The 17,153-nt window shown below is 44.4% G+C and carries 15 protein-coding genes; 5 read left to right on the top strand and 10 right to left on the bottom strand.

Annotation, left to right across the window (positions count from 1 at the left end):
• Window positions 1-425 precede the first annotated feature (425 nt).
• Window positions 426-1,451 (bottom strand): polyprenyl synthetase family protein, encoded by a 1,026-nt coding sequence (locus AAEY79_RS08855; protein ID WP_025651759.1) that lies wholly within the window; start codon window positions 1,449-1,451, stop codon window positions 426-428.
• A gap of 212 nt (window positions 1,452-1,663) precedes the next feature.
• A complete protein-coding gene (locus tag AAEY79_RS08850) occupies window positions 1,664-2,590 on the bottom strand; it encodes an IS30 family transposase (protein WP_201584328.1) in 927 nt (308 codons plus the stop codon).
• A 517-nt stretch (window positions 2,591-3,107) separates the two neighbouring features.
• Between AAEY79_RS08850 and rplU the strand changes: the two genes are divergently transcribed.
• From rplU to lolA, 3 genes are all read left to right on the top strand, one after another.
• Window positions 3,108-3,419 carry a 50S ribosomal protein L21 gene (rplU, locus tag AAEY79_RS08845; protein ID WP_025652795.1) on the top strand — a complete coding sequence of 104 codons (312 nt, stop codon included), beginning with the start codon at window positions 3,108-3,110 and terminating at the stop codon, window positions 3,417-3,419.
• 91 nt (window positions 3,420-3,510) lie between these two features.
• Window positions 3,511-3,768 (top strand): 50S ribosomal protein L27, encoded by a 258-nt coding sequence (gene rpmA, locus AAEY79_RS08840; protein WP_010199200.1) that lies wholly within the window; start codon window positions 3,511-3,513, stop codon window positions 3,766-3,768.
• A gap of 373 nt (window positions 3,769-4,141) precedes the next feature.
• A complete protein-coding gene (gene lolA / locus AAEY79_RS08835) occupies window positions 4,142-4,831 on the top strand; it encodes an outer membrane lipoprotein chaperone LolA (protein WP_025652796.1) in 690 nt (229 codons plus the stop codon).
• A 159-nt stretch (window positions 4,832-4,990) separates the two neighbouring features.
• Here lolA and scpB read toward each other — a convergent pair whose 3' ends face one another.
• The 8 genes from scpB to mrdA all read right to left on the bottom strand — a co-directional run bounded on the left by scpB (window position 4,991) and on the right by mrdA (window position 12,832).
• Complete coding sequence (gene scpB / locus AAEY79_RS08830) at window positions 4,991-5,536, bottom strand: SMC-Scp complex subunit ScpB (protein ID WP_025652797.1); 546 nt, start codon at window positions 5,534-5,536, stop codon at window positions 4,991-4,993.
• A 25-nt stretch (window positions 5,537-5,561) separates the two neighbouring features.
• A complete protein-coding gene (locus AAEY79_RS08825; protein WP_025652798.1) occupies window positions 5,562-6,422 on the bottom strand; it encodes a ScpA family protein in 861 nt (286 codons plus the stop codon).
• A 32-nt stretch (window positions 6,423-6,454) separates the two neighbouring features.
• Window positions 6,455-7,555 carry a tryptophan--tRNA ligase gene (gene trpS, locus AAEY79_RS08820; protein ID WP_025652799.1) on the bottom strand — a complete coding sequence of 367 codons (1,101 nt, stop codon included), beginning with the start codon at window positions 7,553-7,555 and terminating at the stop codon, window positions 6,455-6,457.
• Window positions 7,556-7,718: 163 nt separating this feature from the next.
• Window positions 7,719-8,816: a lysophospholipid acyltransferase family protein gene (locus AAEY79_RS08815; protein WP_037026150.1), complete on the bottom strand. Its 1,098-nt coding sequence runs from the start codon at window positions 8,814-8,816 to the stop codon at window positions 7,719-7,721.
• A 293-nt stretch (window positions 8,817-9,109) separates the two neighbouring features.
• Entirely contained in the window at window positions 9,110-9,496 is a 387-nt protein-coding gene (rpsI, locus tag AAEY79_RS08810; RefSeq protein WP_025652801.1) for a 30S ribosomal protein S9, read from the bottom strand.
• Between the two features lie 10 nt (window positions 9,497-9,506).
• Window positions 9,507-9,935, bottom strand: coding sequence for a 50S ribosomal protein L13 (rplM, locus tag AAEY79_RS08805; RefSeq protein ID WP_010199223.1), 429 nt, complete (start codon window positions 9,933-9,935; stop codon window positions 9,507-9,509).
• A gap of 211 nt (window positions 9,936-10,146) precedes the next feature.
• The gene (gene rsmD, locus AAEY79_RS08800) at window positions 10,147-10,824 is read right to left on the bottom strand and encodes a 16S rRNA (guanine(966)-N(2))-methyltransferase RsmD (protein WP_101211445.1); all 678 of its coding nucleotides are present in this window, start codon (window positions 10,822-10,824) and stop codon (window positions 10,147-10,149) included.
• Between the two features lie 28 nt (window positions 10,825-10,852).
• Window positions 10,853-12,832 carry a penicillin-binding protein 2 gene (gene mrdA, locus AAEY79_RS08795; protein ID WP_352288048.1) on the bottom strand — a complete coding sequence of 660 codons (1,980 nt, stop codon included), beginning with the start codon at window positions 12,830-12,832 and terminating at the stop codon, window positions 10,853-10,855.
• Between the two features lie 697 nt (window positions 12,833-13,529).
• Between mrdA and AAEY79_RS08790 the strand changes: the two genes are divergently transcribed.
• Both AAEY79_RS08790 and AAEY79_RS08785 read left to right on the top strand, forming a co-directional pair.
• Window positions 13,530-14,864, top strand: a complete 1,335-nt coding sequence (locus tag AAEY79_RS08790) for a membrane protein (RefSeq protein ID WP_025652804.1) — start codon at window positions 13,530-13,532, stop codon at window positions 14,862-14,864.
• A 257-nt stretch (window positions 14,865-15,121) separates the two neighbouring features.
• Window positions 15,122-17,152 (top strand): heme lyase CcmF/NrfE family subunit, encoded by a 2,031-nt coding sequence (locus AAEY79_RS08785; protein ID WP_352288046.1) that lies wholly within the window; start codon window positions 15,122-15,124, stop codon window positions 17,150-17,152.
• The last annotated feature ends 1 nt before the right edge of the window (window position 17,153 follow it).

The raw sequence follows: 17,153 nt of genomic DNA, 5'->3' as shown, positions 1-17,153 counted from the left end.
TTATGAGGCAAGATTTATTAGCGTTAAAGATGTAGACAAACCACAAAGTTGATTAGTAAATTTAATCGCATATTATAAACTAATGGGCTTACCCCACAGTCAAGCACTTTAGAATAGAGATTATCCAAAGAATCAGTTGCTTTATTTTTACATCCTGTGCTAAGTGCCGTGGTTACAAGCGACACACCAACGAATAACCGAAAAAGTCATCTAGAGGCTTCGATGACAAAAAATGTTAACTTTTGTTATAAAAGTCATATGAGACGGTTATTCCTACCTGTTTGACCTCAAAAATCCCATGTGCAACCAAAACCTTTATTTTAGCAACCGTTAAATGTGACCATTAAATAAATGAGCCAAAACCTGTATCGAAGACGACTTTTATAGACACAGATATGGGCACAGCGTAAATGTTAGCAGTCAGACTATAATAAACGTGCGCTGGCAAGCTCTGTTAATTGGTGCAGCCCTTGGCGATAACGATTGTCAGGCAAGGTACTTAGCGCTTGTTGTGCCAGCTTCGTTTCTTCCAAAGCGCGCAGCTTACAATAGTCTAATGAGCCAGAGGTGCGTACCAATTCGATAAGCTGCTCTGCATTGGGTGTTTTGCCCGTTTGTACAGCGACACGTAATTGCTCATAGCCTGCTTTATCACTGTCTTTTAATAATTCAAGCGCTTTAATAGTCGGTAGGGTCGGTTTGCCTTCGGCTAAATCATCACCCAAGTTTTTACCCATTAGCTCACTATCACCGCTGTAATCGAGTACATCGTCGATAATCTGGAAGGCATTACCGAAGTGCTGACCAAAATCGCCCAGCGCGGTCATATATTCTGTTTTGTCTTGCAAGATAGCTGCGCCTTGGGTCGCCATCATAAACAGACGAGAGGTTTTGCCATCGATAATATTGAGATAATCGGTTTCAGTCGCGGCAGGGTTATGCTGATGTTGCAGCTGCAATACTTCACCTTCGGCAATATCACAAGTCCCGTCTGAGAATACCTGCAGTAGTGGCAAGCTTTGAAAACCAACCAACAAGTTAAAGGCGCGGGCAATCAGATAGTCACCGACCAGTACTGCTGTGGCATTGTCCCAAGTGGCATTCGCCGTTGGCTTACCACGGCGCTGCCCTGACTCATCAATCACATCGTCATGCACTAAAGTTGCCGTATGCAGCATCTCAGTAATGGCTGCCAAATGCATGGCCTGCTGTGATGGTGCATCATTGAGCATGCGCGCACATAACAAGGTAATCAACGGGCGCATCCGCTTACCACCTGCATTAATCACATGCTGTGAGACGCTCATCACCAATTGGACTTTTGAGTTCAGACTACCGAATACTTGCTTGTCCATAATTTCAAAATCATCCGCCACGATATTTTGGATATCAGCATAGGTCAGCGTAGATTGAGAAGTAGGAGAGATGTTATCTAAATGGGTACTGGTCATAATAAATAGTCATATTAATGAAAATAAAAGGGTGGGTAATAGCCCTAATCTATAGCTAGGATAGCTACCTACCTAGGGTTATTGTCTGGCTTATAATAGCATAGCTAGGCGTCTCAATTGTTGAATAAAGTAAGACATGACGCAGAGCATCGACTCTAAAACTGCCTGTATCTCTCTATTAAATACCTTAGATTAACACACCAAGTGCAACGCTAATTAATATTATAGAACGCCTGCATAGGCGTTTTAAACCCTAAGCGTTTTCTTGGTCTGTTATTTAGTTTGTTCTCAATGTCCTGCATCTCATCATCAGAGACTTGTCTAAAGTCACAGCCTTTAGGCAGATACTCTCTGATCAAGCCGTTGGTATTTTCGTTGGTTCCTCGCTGCCATGACGCATAAGCATCGGCAAAGAAGAAAGAGCTAAAGAGCTTTTGTTTCACCTTTTTATGCTGAGCAAACTCTTTACCATTGTCAGAGGTAATGGTCTTAACCTGCAACCTCACTGGCGCTAAGAGTTCTATCATTGCCTCTGATACTTGCTGTGCTGTTTTATGACCCACACGCTTCATCTTCAGCAGCCCCGTTTTACGTTCAACGAGCGTGACAATCGCTTGCTTGTGATGCTGACCGATAACGGTATCCGCTTCCCAGTCACCAATTCGCGTACGTTCTTCAACAATACAAGGGCGCTCATGAATCGAGACTCTGTCATTGATACGACCACGAGTCTCAGCAGTTAAACGCTGCCGATAAGGCTTGGCTTTACGTCTGAGACACTGCCATAACCTGCCGCCCTTACGCTTGTTTGTCCATATATAGCGATAAATGCTCATATGACTGAGTCCACCATGAACACCTGCTATTTGCTGGGGACTCCAGTTCTCTTTAAGCTTGTCTGTGACCCAGTCCCATACGTCAGCGATGATGCTGAGCGCATTGTTTGATCGTCTTGCACAAGCTTTCTTATGAGCGTTATTGACTCGATAACCGCGCAGGCTTTTATTGCGTCTGATTTCTCTTAATATGGTACTGGGACTTCTGTTTAACGCCCGCGCTATAAAATTAATACTATGTTCTGCCCCTATAAGGGCATAAATCTGGTATCGTTCCCCTAGGCTTAGATGCGTATAGTTCATGGTTGCAATCTCACTTTGGTCGGTGGATAAAGACTTTGATGCTAGCGCATCTAGGTCTTTTTTTCACCTCACATTTGGTATTGCACTTCATGTGTTAATCTAAGTACCAAATAAAAATGATAAAAACAAAAAAGAATTATAAATAGTTTTATGGGGCATTATCAACAATGGCTGCTTAAGCAAAAGCGATTGATAAAAGACTGTAAGCAACTGATTATATGCGTTATAATGGCCGCTGTTAGATGTAAGTCAGTATTTATTACTATTAGTAAGCATTTTGCTTGAGTGGCAGATTCGATCGACTTAACCATCAGTCACACTGCCATTCCCTCTATATTAATAGATGTAGTAGTATTAGCGCTGGTTTAGTGTAATCACCTTACAAAAACAAGAGGCGCGGCTTGCTTTTATGAGCAAAAAGCCGTAAAATCTTGCCTTTAATTTTTCCCTGTCGTGTTCGTCGTAAAAGCGTTGGTATAATATCATCCACGGCACACGGGTTAAACGGAGTCAGACAATGTACGCAGTAATCAAAACTGGTGGTAAACAGCACCGTGTAGTCGTCGATGAGCTTTTAAAAGTTGAATTACTAAAAGCAGAAAAAGGCGAAACAATCAAATTTGAAGATGTGTTGATGGTTGTTGACGGTGAAACTGTCAAAATCGGTCAGCCTATCGTTGAAGGTGCTAGCGTAGAAGTAGAAGTGGTTGAACATGGTCGCGGCGAAAAAATCCGTATCATCAAGCACAACCGTCGTAAGCATTATCACAAAGAGCAAGGTCACCGCCAATGGTACACCTTGTTAAAAATCAAAGCGATTAATGCCTAATTATCCACTTAGCAATTACTGCTAAATAGCGCACTAAATGCTTAAGAGTTGTCGCATTAGCGATAAGTCACATTAACAAGGAGATTTTCTCATGGCACATAAAAAAGCTGCCGGTTCAAGCCGTAACGGTCGTGATTCAAACCCAAAAATGCTCGGCGTAAAAATCTTTGGCGGTCAAGCCATCGTTGCCGGTAACATCATCGTTCGTCAACGTGGTACAGAATTCCACGCAGGCGAAGGCGTTGGCATGGGTCGTGACCATACTTTATTTGCACTGAATGACGGTGTGGTAAAGTTTGCGACCAAAGGTAAATTCAACCGTCGTTATGTTATGGTTGAAAGCGCATAATTGCCCATCTAGGTTGTTTTATTCTTTTCGAGTAAAACAATCTGATGACTAAAAAATCCTCTATTACCGTTTGGTAGTAGAGGATTTTTTATGTCTGTAAGCCAGAGCAAGTCTAAGCTTGTGAACCAATCGACCCTATAAGGTTTTATATAAATATCTTGATATAGTGTGTAACAGAGGTGGTTACAAGCGCGTATGGCAGGCGTAGTAATGATTGCAAATCATGACTAGGCGCGTAATGAAAAAACTGGCACACTGTGCGCATTGCTTAATAAGGCTGGTTTTATCTAGGCTATTAAACAGTATTGAAAACAAAAATTTTAATAACAACATTTATTTTTTAGCGATTACGCATTTTGAGAGAGGATTAATAATGACTTTACTAAATAAACAAACCACGAGCCTAAAACAAAAAATGAGGAGCGGTGCTTTAGCAGGTGTGTTGATGACCTCACTTGGTGTCGCAGCGCCGATGATGGCACTCACACAATCAGCGACGGCTGCCCCTGCGGATAACTTGACGGCTGCTAAGCGTTTAAATACACTGTTAGCCAATACCAAGAGTATGACGGCTAACTTTAGCCAAACAACCAAAGGCGCTAATAGTGGCACGTTTTCTGGCTCTATGAGTGTGCAGCGTCCAAACAACTTTCGCTGGGAAACAAAGTCACCTTCACAGCAGCTAATCATTGCTAATGGCAGATCGATGTGGGTTTATGACAAAGATTTAGAGCAAGCGACTAAGCAAAACGTCGATAGCCAAGTGGGTAATACCCCAGCACTCTTATTATCAGGTGATCCAAGCAAAATCGATAAAAACTTTAAAATCACCCAGCCGTATGATAATAAAAACTACTATGTGCTTTATCCAAAGTCGGATAGTGCCAGCTTTAAGAGTTTATCAATGAGCTTTAGTGGTGGTAAGCCAGTCATGATGGTGCTAAATGATACCTTAGGTCAAACGACCTCTATCAAGTTTAGTGGCATCAAACTGAACCCGAGCATCAGCAGCAGCCAGTTTAAATTTACCCCGCCAAAGGGCGTTGATATTATTAACCAATAATTAACAATCAGTACTGTTAATCTAACTGTAGTGATTTAGAAAAACTGGTTTAAAAATTTGCTTCAAAAAAAGGACAAGCCTATTAGGTTTGTCCTTTTTTATGGTCTTAAAAATAGTATACAGTTCTCATTGCAAGCTGTTTAAGAGCGTACTTTGAGGCTAAGAGAGCGCTTTAATGGCTGCCATATCTGGCATCGGTGGTAACTCATCTAAATGATTCAATCCAAAGGCATCTAAGAATTGTGGCGTGGTATGTAGCAATGCTGGTCGACCCAAGGTTTCCTTATAACCCTTCTCTTCAATCCAGCCTTTATCGAACAGCTGACGCAATATATTACTCGATAGCGTGACACCGCGCACGTGCTCGATGTCACTGCGGGTCACTGGCTGCTTATAAGCAATCACACTCAGTGTCTCAAGTAAGGCTTGGCTAAGGCGCTCTTGACGCTGCGGGAATACACGCTGAATCAAGCCACTGTAGCTATCCGCAATTTGTAGGCGATAACCACTGGCCGTCTCATGCAAGCTTAGTACACCCGTATCCAAGCGCTGCTGTAATAATGCCAAAGCTTGTTTGAGATCTTTGCTAGACACAGACAAGTGCTTCTTTAAATCATGAGCGGTGAGTGGTGCTTCGGATGCATGCAGCAGCACTTCAATATGTTTGCTCATCTCTGCTAAATGTAGATGCTGCGTATCTGTCATTTTACATATTCTCTATTAAAAACCATTAAGCCAACCACTGTAACGTTAATGACCCTAGGTGGCTGTCTTCAGCAGATTCATTACCAGTAGCAGTATCGTTAGGGTGACTCTCTAAATCAGCGTTTATAACACCAACTAGCTGGCGTTTCATCAGCTCGAGCACGGCAACGAAGCTAACCACCACACCTATCTTGCCTTGAGTTTTATCTAATAGCCCATAAAACGAGCGCGCGCCATTCATACTTAATTGACGGCTAATACTGGCGATACGGTCAGCAAGAGGAACGGCATCGACTTTAATGGTATGCATCTGATAGTCGGGCTGTAACTGCATTTTAAATAAGCTATCAATCAACAGATTTGGCGAGTAATTGGGCAGCTCGGCATTCATAATATCTTGACTGGGCATACTAGCCATCGCCAAAAACACATCGCGTTCAAGACGCACAAGACTGTCCAAACGCTGACTGGCGGCTTTGATTTGGGCGTATTCCTCAAGGCGCTCAATCAGTTCAGCCTTTGGATCGCGCTCATCGGTAGGGGTTTCTGGCTTTGGTAACAAAAGCTCCGTTTTGATTGCAATTAATGTCGACGCCATTAGAAGATAGTCACCGGCCAATTCAAAATGCTCGGTGTCCAACTCACTAATATAAGCCAAATACTGCTCAGTGATGGGCAATATTGGCATTTGGGTCAGATCAACGTTATTTTTTTTGACTAAATATAACAAAAAATCTAAGGGCCCAGCAAATTGCTCGAGCCAAATGGCAAATGCTTGCGGCGGCACATAGAGATCTTCTGGCAGATGCTGCACTGGCGTTTGATAGATACGCAGTGACATATCATGAATTTCTACGCTAGACTCAATTAATCGTTCACTCTGCATGTCGGTAGTCTAGTATCGTAATCAATGATAATTTATTTAAGTTTAGCAAGCGGACGGATACCAATCGCACGGCGCGTTTTATCCAACTGTTTTTGGCTGTGACGACGGGCTTTAGCAGCGCCCATTTGCAAGATTTCCTCCAACTCTTTTGGATTAGCCATCAGTTCTTCATAGCGTGCGCGGAATGGCGCAATTTCATCGTTGATTTTATCAAACAGCGCTTGCTTGGCATCACCCCAACCTATACCTGCAGCGAATTGCGTACGCATATCAGCAATTTCTGCAGGTGTGGCAAAGGCTTTATAAATCTCAAAAATAGCAGAATCGTCAGGATCTTTTGGCTCTTCTGGCAATTGTGAGTTGGTCACAATTTTCATGATCGCTTTATGCATCTGCTTTTCAGCGCTAACTTGTGGATTTAGCTCACCAAATAGCGGAATAGTATTGCCATAGCTCTTACTCATCTTACGTCCATCAAGACCCGTCAATAGCGGCATCTCATCATCGACCACCGCAGAGGGTAGCGTAAATAGCGGCTTATATTTATGATTAAAAGTACCCGCAATATCACGCGCCATTTCAATATGTTGAATTTGATCACGTCCTACTGGTACGTGAGTAGCATTAAACATTAAGATATCCGCAGCCATTAATACCGGATAGCCAAACAGACCCATCGTGATACCTTGGTCGGGATCAACATCTTCTTTATTCATGTTGGCATCTACCGATGCTTTGTAAGCATGAGCACGATTCATTAAACCCTTGGCACATGAACAATTTAAAACCCAAGCCAATTCTGGTATTTCGGGAACATCTGATTGACGATAAAAGGTCACACGCTCAGGGTCAAGACCGCAGGCAATCCAAGTTGCAGCAATCGCTTTAGTAGACTCATGAATAATAGCAGGGTCATGGCATTTAATAATGCCATGATAATCGGCTAAAAAGAAAAAAGCTTCATCATTACTGTTCTGAATAGATTGAATCGCTGGGCGAATGGCGCCTACATAGTTGCCTAAGTGTGGAATGCCTGAAGTGGTAATGCCAGTTAAAATGCGTTTGGCTTGTGTCGAGTTATCAGAGATTTGGCTGTCAGAAGTTTGATTATCAGAAGTGCGGTTATTATTCATGGAAAATCCGTTATTTATTTATAAAGGTTTTATTTATCGAATTATTATAATTGCGTGGTTATTGAAACGCTATTTATGTGGTTATTTATGTATTGATGACAAGATAAAATATTAGCTGCAAAGTATAGCAAATTTTCCCAGCAATTTTCTTAAGAATAGGAGTCTACTTATAAATACCAGTCCGACCATCAGGCCCATTTTTGAAGCGGCGATGGAACCACATCCACTGAGTCGGATCAATACGAATCAACCCTTCTAAGATTTCATTGACACGGCTAGCATCACCAACCTCGTCGTTACTGGGATAATGATCTAATGCTGGGGTAATGGTTAAATGATAATGCGGGCGTTTGCCACTCGGCAGATTATCAGGCGTCTGCCGATAGGTATGCAATGCCATGACCGCAGGTGGCTTGTCTTTGCTACCTAGCTTTGCCATGCGTCTTGAAGCGGTGATAGTCGCTGCTGGCACACCAAAAAATGGTGCCATTACTCCTTGCTTAAGACCATAATCTTGGTCAGGAGAGTACCAGATAACATGTCCGGCTTTGATAGAGTTGACCAAACTGCGCATGTCTCGACTAGAAATCTGTGTACCGAATATATTGGTGCGGCCATTATAAATAAACCAATCAAGTAATGGATTATTCTGCGTGCGATACATACAGTCTACAGGGAAAAATTGTGCACAAAGTAAGCCGCCCAAATCGAGCATGGTATAGTGAGCGCCTAGTAGAATGACTGGACGACCTTCGTTTTGGGCATTAACGAGATGCTGTAATCCAGAGATAGAAACGGTGCGGGTAAAGACATTTGGTCGGAACCATGCACATAAGGTTTCGAACACACCAATACCTTGGTTGACAAAGACTTGCTTAGCCATCAGCTCACGTTCGACTTCTGGCTTCTCTGGAAAGGCCAGCCTTAAGTTAATCAGCGTATCACGTCGCCGCGATCCTGCTACTTTATAGGTTAAAATACCTACTTTACGCCCAAGCCAAAACTGCCAACGTAGTGGCAGATAAATCATCGGTAGAAAAATAACCAGTAGTAGCCAAATCGCCCAATATTTAGGCAATAAAAACTGCCATTGAAAAGGCTTTTTATCTGCTTGTGCCGTACGTTTATGGGTTTGAGTAATCGTTGGCGTGCCGATAGGAATAGCGGGTGACTTCGCTGCTTTCCCATGCTGCGCGGCAGTTGGCGCTGGCATATCGGTCTTTGATGACTTGCTTGGATCGTATTGTTCGGGCGCTTTCATAATATCCTTCTGCGCTATAAATAACGGCGTATCATAAATAGATAGGTAATATGATGGGGTAGCGTTAGGCGCTTTGCAAGCAACATTTTCGCAAAGTGCGGCAATAAGAGCGGTGTGCAACGCAACCGCTTACGCCATACATCGCTTGTCAATAAAGAGATGAGTGGGCATAAAAAAACCCCATAAGCTGTGACCAGCTTATGGGGTTTTGCAAATCTATTCTTTTGCTTAATACGGTTAAATCGACTCTGAGAAAAAGACGATAACCACAAAAAGCAAAGAAGTAGTTTTGATTAACGTTTCGAGAATTGTGGACGTTTACGTGCTTTACGTAGGCCCAATTTCTTACGTTCAACTTGACGTGAATCACGAGTCACAAAACCAGCTGCTTTTAGAGCAGGTTTGTTGGCTTCGTCAAGCTCGATCAATGCACGCGTGATGCCGTGGCGAATAGCGCCCGCTTGACCACTGATACCGCCGCCTTTAACCGTAATGAAAAGATCATAAGCAGTAGGTGAGTCAAGTAATTCTAGAGGCTGACGAACAACCATGCGTGAGGTTTCGCGGCTGAAATATTCATCAAGTGGCTTGCCGTTAACAACAATGCTACCAGTACCTTTAGCTAAAAAGACACGAGCAGTAGAAGTTTTGCGGCGACCAGTTCCGTAATTGCGTTCCATAAGTGTATCCTTAGATGTCTAGTGCTTTAGGTTGCTGTGCTTCATGTGGATGTTCAGTACCCGCATATAGTTTCAGCTTCTTGATCATCGCATAGCCAAGAGGACCTTTTGGAAGCATACCCTTAACCGCTTTGTGTAGAACATCTTCAGGCTTATGTGCAAGCAGTTTACTGAAGTTGGTTTCTTTGATACCACCTGGATAGCCACTGTGACGATAGTATTTTTTATCTTGCGCTTTTTTACCCGTTACCGTGATTTTGTCAGCATTGATGACAACAATAAAGTCACCAGTGTCAACGTGCGGCGTAAAAGACGGCTTATGCTTGCCACGTAAGCGAGTAGCGATTTGAGTGGCTAAGCGACCAAGGGTTTTGCCGTCAGCATCTACGACATACCAGTCATGGGTCACTTCAGCTGGTTTTGCACTAAGTGTTTTCATGATAAAACCTTAAAATTAGAATTCGTTGAGAGTTTAGCTGGGAACGGGGCTCTCAAAAAACAGACTGCACATTATAAGCAGTAGCGCCTACGCTTGCAAGCTGCATTGGGGTTTATTTTCGCCTTATATACATTAAACTGCAGCGTTGGCCAGTTTTTTAGCGGTTCTAAACATTTGTAACGTTTGTTAATCGTTTTTATTAACCAAACAATTATGACGATGATAGCTGATAAAGTCCAGCGACAACTTGTCCTACTTTGGTTTGTTTGAGGCAATCAAAGCTGATTGGCGCTTGTATCATTGATGTTTCATTGAATATATTCGCTAGCTGATTCAATTGTGCTGCTAAGTCTTTATCGGCCTCTAAATAAATAAGGGTCGTGGGGCTAATGAGCGACTGGCTGATAAGCGTCGTTAAAATCGGCTGCCACAAATCTTCAGCATAGGGCGGATCGATAAAGACAATATCAAAAGGGCGCGAGACAAGGTGACTTTGCATCAATACTTGCTCTGCGGTGCCATTGATAATCTGATAGGTATCAGCGTCGAGGCGCAACTGCTCAGCGCTTTGCTGCAGCATGTCGCTTTGTGCTCGATTCATCTCGATAAAGGTGCAGTGTGCCGCACCACGAGACAGTGCCTCAAAGCCTAAAACGCCACTACCGGCACAGCTGTCGAGCACGTATGCACCATGAATATCAGCAAGTAACCAATTAAATAGGGTCTCCCGCAGGCGATCAGGGGTCGGACGTAAACCTTCGGCATCGATGAAGCTGACGCTGCGCCGTTTAAACTGTCCACCGATAATACGTACCTGACCGGCAGCCGACGATTTTGCTTGATGAGACGTTTTACGCTTAGTGCTATGCGATGTTGCTACTTTTTTCATGGTCACCGTTCTTATTCTTTATGGGTCTTTATTCGCTCGCTGTCGTGGGTGCTGCTTGCGCGGCTGCCTGCTCTGCTAACGCTGCTTCTTTGTCGCGCAGGGCATCACGCATGACTTTTTCAAAAGCTTTTTGACGTTTGATGACTTTTAGTTGGTCAGCTGTTGGTGGCAAGATAGGATCATTTTTGCGTTGTAATACCCAATAGTCAAATAGCGCGCGACCAATAGGTGCTGCCACGGCACTACCACCGCCACCGTTTTCGACCAACACGGCAAGGGCGATTTGTGGGTCTTCTACTGGCGCAAAACCGTTGAACCACGCATGATCCCAGTGGCGCTTGTCTATCGCAGACTTATCATAACGTTTGCCTTGAGCGATGGATTTTACCTGTGCCGTACCAGTCTTACCCGCGATACGATAGCGCGGCGTATAGATACCACGTCCCGTGCCACCTTTCACCACACTTTCCATCGCATCATGCATGCGTAGCCAATCAGAGGGTTTGCCGTTATAGTCGATTTTGCCATCGGGTTTGGTGATGACCTTGACCTCTGCTGCCCCATCGCTGCTTTTCAGCAGATGCGGGGTAATGTGATAGCCCTTGTTGGCAGTCATCGCTGTCGCATTGGCGATCTGTAGCGGCGTGGCTAAGAAATACCCTTGACCGATGCTGACTGAGATCGTCTCACCCGGTAGCCAGCCTTTATCGTACGTGTCTTTTTTCCATTTTGGCGATGGCATAATGCCTGACTTTTCATTGGGCAAGTCAATGCCAGTCTCCTCGCCAAAGCCAAAACGTACCATCCAATCATGCAGACGCTGAATGCCCATCTCATAGGCCAGCTTATAATAGTAGGTATCAACCGACATCACGATAGACTTTTTGAGATCGACTGTGCGGTGACCACCACGTTTCCAATCGCGAAAACGGTGGGTATCTCCGGGCAGACTGAAATAACCAGGATCATAAATAGTGGTGTCCCAATCACGCAGACCGTAATGAATCCCGCCCAAACCTTCAAAAGGCTTGATAGTAGAGCCGGGCGGGTAAGTGCCCTGTAATGCCCGATTATATAGTGGCTGATCCAGATCGTCCCGTAGTGAGCCATAGTCTCTAAACGAGATGCCAGAGATAAAAGGGTTGGGGTCATAGCTTGGATTACTGACAAAGGCCAGTACGTCACCGTTTTGCGGGTCTATCGCCACAATAGCGCCGCGACGACCATCGAGCTGCTGCTGAGCGACGGTTTGTAAACCGTAATCTAAGCTCAGGGTAATATCATTACCTGCAATCGGCGGTTTGGTGTCTAGTTGGCGAATAATATTGCCGTGAGCGTCTGTCTCTACCGATTGGTAGCCCGGTTGTCCAAGTAAAATATCTTCATAAAAATCTTCAATACCGATTTTGCCAATGAGATCCGTGCCCGCATAGCGATCTTTGTCAATGCGCTTGCTTTCTTTGTCGTTGATACGGCCGACGTAACCAATGACGTGGGCGAACAGCTCGTCGTAAGGGTATGAGCGTGTCAACTTGCTCTGGATAGTAACACCGCGAAAGAAAGGCTTGCGCTCGCTGAACTGCGCCAATTGTGCTTCGGTTAAATCGATTTTAATGGTCACTGGATCGTTTTTACTTTTACTCAGACGTGCCAAAATATCCGTGATGTCTTTATCGGTAAGCTCAAAGATGGGCGCGAGCAAATTTAAGGTACGTTCTGGGTTTTCGACCTCATCAGGGCTGAGCATCGCCGTAAACACAGGCTGATTGTCCGCCAGTATCACCCCATTACGATCATAAATATAACCACGGCTTGGCGGTGCAGATATCAGCTTAATGCGATTGTTGTCTGCCTGTGTCGTATATTTATCATGAGCATAGACTTGCAAATAACCATAGCGTAGTAGCAAACCACTCAGACCCAAAAATATTAGTAGCCCAAAGATAATGATCCGGTGCGCAAAAATACGGTTGACCTGTTCGGTGTCGGAAGCTAGCGGTTTATTCATATAAAATCAGTACTCAGGCGGTCGGCGAAACATCAGAAGCGGGATAAAACGGTGGGATAGTCAGTCTAAGCGCGATGAATATAAAGGATAAGATTAATGATTTCAATCAGATACAGTGCTATGCGCAATCATTAACTTGCAATGACTGGTGTGTTGAATTTCGCTGCAAATTAATCACAAATTATAACAGAACAAATGCGAGGGCGCAGTACTCTGCGATTTATTTTATCGTTGGCATCATGAGTGATTGAGATAAATGGGTTTGAGATATTTACGATTATGAGGATGATTCTTTTACGATTACTTTCACAATACCAGTGAGGCAACAGAACTTGTCATCTCTAGTCACAACTTGGCTAGGGTCGACGTGTGCTAATGAATAGCAAGTATGCTAAAATCAGGCGATTTATTTTATATCATCAATTCTATATAGCATTGACGCGCTGTCAGAGTCGCGCAGGCTATTATAGAGTATTACTTGCATTGATAGGACTTGCACTTATCTGTCTTATATTCAAAAATATTAAATCAATTAAAAATATTTTAAACCAATTAAAGGTACCTTGAACGAATTAACAGGGTCTTGAACCGGTTGGTTATTAGTAGTTATTTTGGGGGAACGTCTTTTGAGCGTTCTTAATTTGCTAAGCATATTTTATTAGCAACGACAATCATCATGTCAGGGACAAACAAAGTCATGGACGCAACTTCATTGTGGCAAACGATAGCTGAGCACCCAGAGTTTTTTGCCATGCTAACCATCCCACCCGTGACGGCATTCGTCACTTGGATACACGTGTGGATGGCGCTCAAAATGCTGTTTTATCCTGTTAAGTTTTGGGGTATTCGTATTCCGAACTTTCCGTTTTTTGGCCTACCGGGTATCGGCTGGCAAGGTATCGTGCCGCGAAAAGCGGGCAAGATATCTGGGGTAATTGTAGATCAAACGCTCTCTAAGCTCGGTTCGCTTGATGAGTTTTTTAAGGCGATGGAGCCGGATCAAATGGCAGTTTTTATCACTGATACCGTGGATAAAAACCTTGAGCCACTGATTGATGAGATTATGCTCGACCATTCGCCAGCCCTCTGGGGCAACTTGCCCTATGCCTTAAAGCGTCGCGTCTACGCCCAAGCACACAAAGAGTTGCCCAGTATCATGCAGTCGCTGGTGACGGATTTGACTTATCATGTCGAAGACTTGGTCGATATGCGTAAAATGATTGTTAATACCATGGAAAACGATCGGCGCTTAATGGTCGATATGTTTTTGAAGGTAGGCCAAAAAGAGATTAACTTTATTTGGCATATCAGTGCGCTGATTGGATTGGTTTTCGGTATTGTGCAAATGTTCATTTTTTTGGTGGTGCCGCAGCATTGGACCGTACCTTTCTTTGCCGCTATTTGGGGGTTTCTCACCAACTGGATCGCCATTTGGATGGTGTTTAATCCAATAGAGCCGCACTTTATACCGTATGTGAAGTTTTTTGCGCTACAAAGTCGCTTCCCGTTCATTAGGCCGCAGCTGCCGCATATTGGCCAGTATCGTTTTCAGGGCGGCTTTATGAAGCGTCAAGAGGAAGTCTCTGAGGTTTTCGCTGAGATTGTGGTAAAAGATTTGGTGACGCTTGAGAACATCATGAATGAGATGATGTATGGTGACCGTGCTGCACAAACGCGTGAGCTCATGAAGTCGCACTTATATAAAGTGTTAGAATCGCCGGTCATTAGTACGACGTTAAGAGTAGGGCTGGGTCGCCGTGAGTATGGGCAGTTAAAAAATACTATTATTGATAAATCCATCGTCGCGACCATGGTGCCACTACGTGATCCTGAGTTGAATGAAAGCCGTGCCAGTAAGATATTTGGGCTGTTCCGAGATCGTATTCGCGCATTATCGCCAAATGAGTTTCAGAACTTATTACGTCCGGCGTTTCGGGAAGATGAGATGACGCTTATCGTCTTGGGTGGACTGACTGGGTTTTTGGCAGGTTGGTTGCATCTGGTGTTGGTGTTTTTCCCAGCGATGCAGTAGGGCAGTAGGGCAGTAAGTAACTTTTTTTACAGACTTAATAAAAGCACAACCAGTGTAAGACAGCTTCTTTGTATTAATAAATCGTATTAGTACATCACGATAATAGTAGCGGGTTTTATGGGCTTCTATAGCGATTAAAACCTCTGTTTGTAACCGTAAACTATGACCGCATTAAGGACTATATAGCGTTCGCCAGTGGCTAATAAATGCCATCGGCGACTCTTAGATAGTATCCAAGGTAAACAAGGTTAGACCATATGTTAATCACAGAATTGGGTTATTTTGCCTTGCTGGCCGCCTTTATATTGGCGATTTTGCAAGTGGTGTTGCCAACTATTGGCGTCATGCGTGATCACGTTGCTTGGCAGCGTTTGGCACCAAGTTTGGCATGGGCACAGTTTGCTGCCATGATTACCTCATTTGGCGCTTTGATGGCCGGCTTTTATTACAATGACTTTAGCTTGGTCTACGTCACCCAGCATTCTAATACCTTGTTGCCTTGGTACTATAAGCTATCAGCAACGTGGGGCGGGCATGAAGGTTCGTTATTGTTATGGATGACCATCATGGCCACTTGGTGTGCCTTGGTGTCATATTTTAGCCGTGGTCTGCCGCTGTCGATGCGTGCGCGGGTATTGGTGATATTGGCTGGCGTACAGATGATGATGCTGGCGATGTTAATCTTTACCTCGTCGCCGTTTGATCGTACTTTGCCAAACCTGCCTGTCGATGGCGCGGATCTGAACCCTGTTCTACAAGATTTCGGTCTGATTATTCATCCGCCGATGCTATATATGGGCTATGTGGGCATGGTCGTGCCGTTTGCGTTTTGTATGGCAGCATTATGGGAAGGGCGCTTGGATGCCGTTTGGACGCGTTGGTCGCGTCCATGGGCACTCGCTGCTTGGGGTTTCTTAACCATTGGTATCGCGCTGGGTTCTTGGTGGGCCTATTACGAGCTTGGCTGGGGCGGTTGGTGGTTTTGGGATCCAGTAGAGAACGCGTCACTGATGCCATGGCTTGCCGGTTTGGCATTATTACATTCGTTGGCAGTGACCGAAAAGCGTGGTGTCTTTAAGGCATGGACGATTATGCTGGCGATTTTTGCCTTTGCGCTGAGCTTACTTGGCACGTTCCTAGTACGCTCTGGCGTTATCACTTCGGTGCATTCGTTCGCCGCTGATCCAACTCGTGGCTTAGTCATCTTAGCTATCTTAGGGGTTATTATTGGTGGCGGCCTGTTGATGTTCGCAGTGCGCGGTTGGCGTTTGACGGTCGAGAGTCAGTACCAGCTTATCTCGCGTGAGTCATTCTTAGTCATCAATAACGTCATTATTCTGATTGCTACCTTAGTGGTCTTGCTGGGTACGCTATATCCTATCATTGCTGATTCCTTTAATTTGGGTCAAGTATCGGTAGGCCCTCCTTACTTTAATGCGCTATTTGTCCCCTTAACGTGGTTGTTATTGATTGCGATGGGTATGGGCTCTAATATCCGCTGGAAAAAAGACAAGCGCCCATTACTTGGCGTTGGTATGGTCATAGCTGTTAGCAGCTTAGTATTGGCAGCGATTATTACTTACTTTGTCCACCCGTCTTCTATGCTCAATATTGGTGTCACTTTGGCCGTTAGTTTTTGGGTATTGTTCTGGATGGTCGTCGACTTTAAAGACAAAACCAAAAATGCACCGAGCTTTTTTAAAGGCTTGGGTCAATTGCGTTTGAGCTACTGGGGTCAGCAAACGGCACATATTGGTGTGTTGATAGCGGTTATCGGCATCGCCTTCACTAGTAGCCTAAGCATCGAGCGTGATGTGGCATTGGGCGAAAATGATAGCGTGCATGTGCAAGGTTATGACTTTACTGTAAAGGATTTTCATGAAGTCAGAGGCAGTAACTTCGATGGTATGCAAGCGGAAGTGGAGGTGACCAAAGACGGTCGCGCAGTGACTACCTTGTATCCTGAAAAGCGTACTTACGTGGTGAGTATGATGCCGATGACTGAGGCGGCAATTGATGCCAGTCTCATGCGTGATGTCTATGTCGCACTTGGCGAACCAATTGCTGAAGACAGCAACCAATGGGCGGTACGTATCTATGTGAAGCCGTTGATTCGTTGGATATGGCTTGGTGCTATTATCATGGCTCTAGGTGGATTGCTAAGTATGCTAGACAAGCGTTATCGCATCAAAAAGCCTAAGACTGTCAGCCAAAATGCGATGGATTCAGCAGGCTTTGTGACTGTAGCAGATGTGGAAGCACCGGCAGTAAAGATGGGGGACAATTAGT

The organism is Psychrobacter sp. GW64-MNA-CIBAN-0177 (genome assembly GCF_040309585.1).
Lineage (GTDB): Bacteria > Pseudomonadota > Gammaproteobacteria > Pseudomonadales > Moraxellaceae > Psychrobacter > Psychrobacter okhotskensis.
Note: the sequence above shows the minus strand (reverse complement) of the source record. Positions and strands in the feature narration are given on the sequence as shown.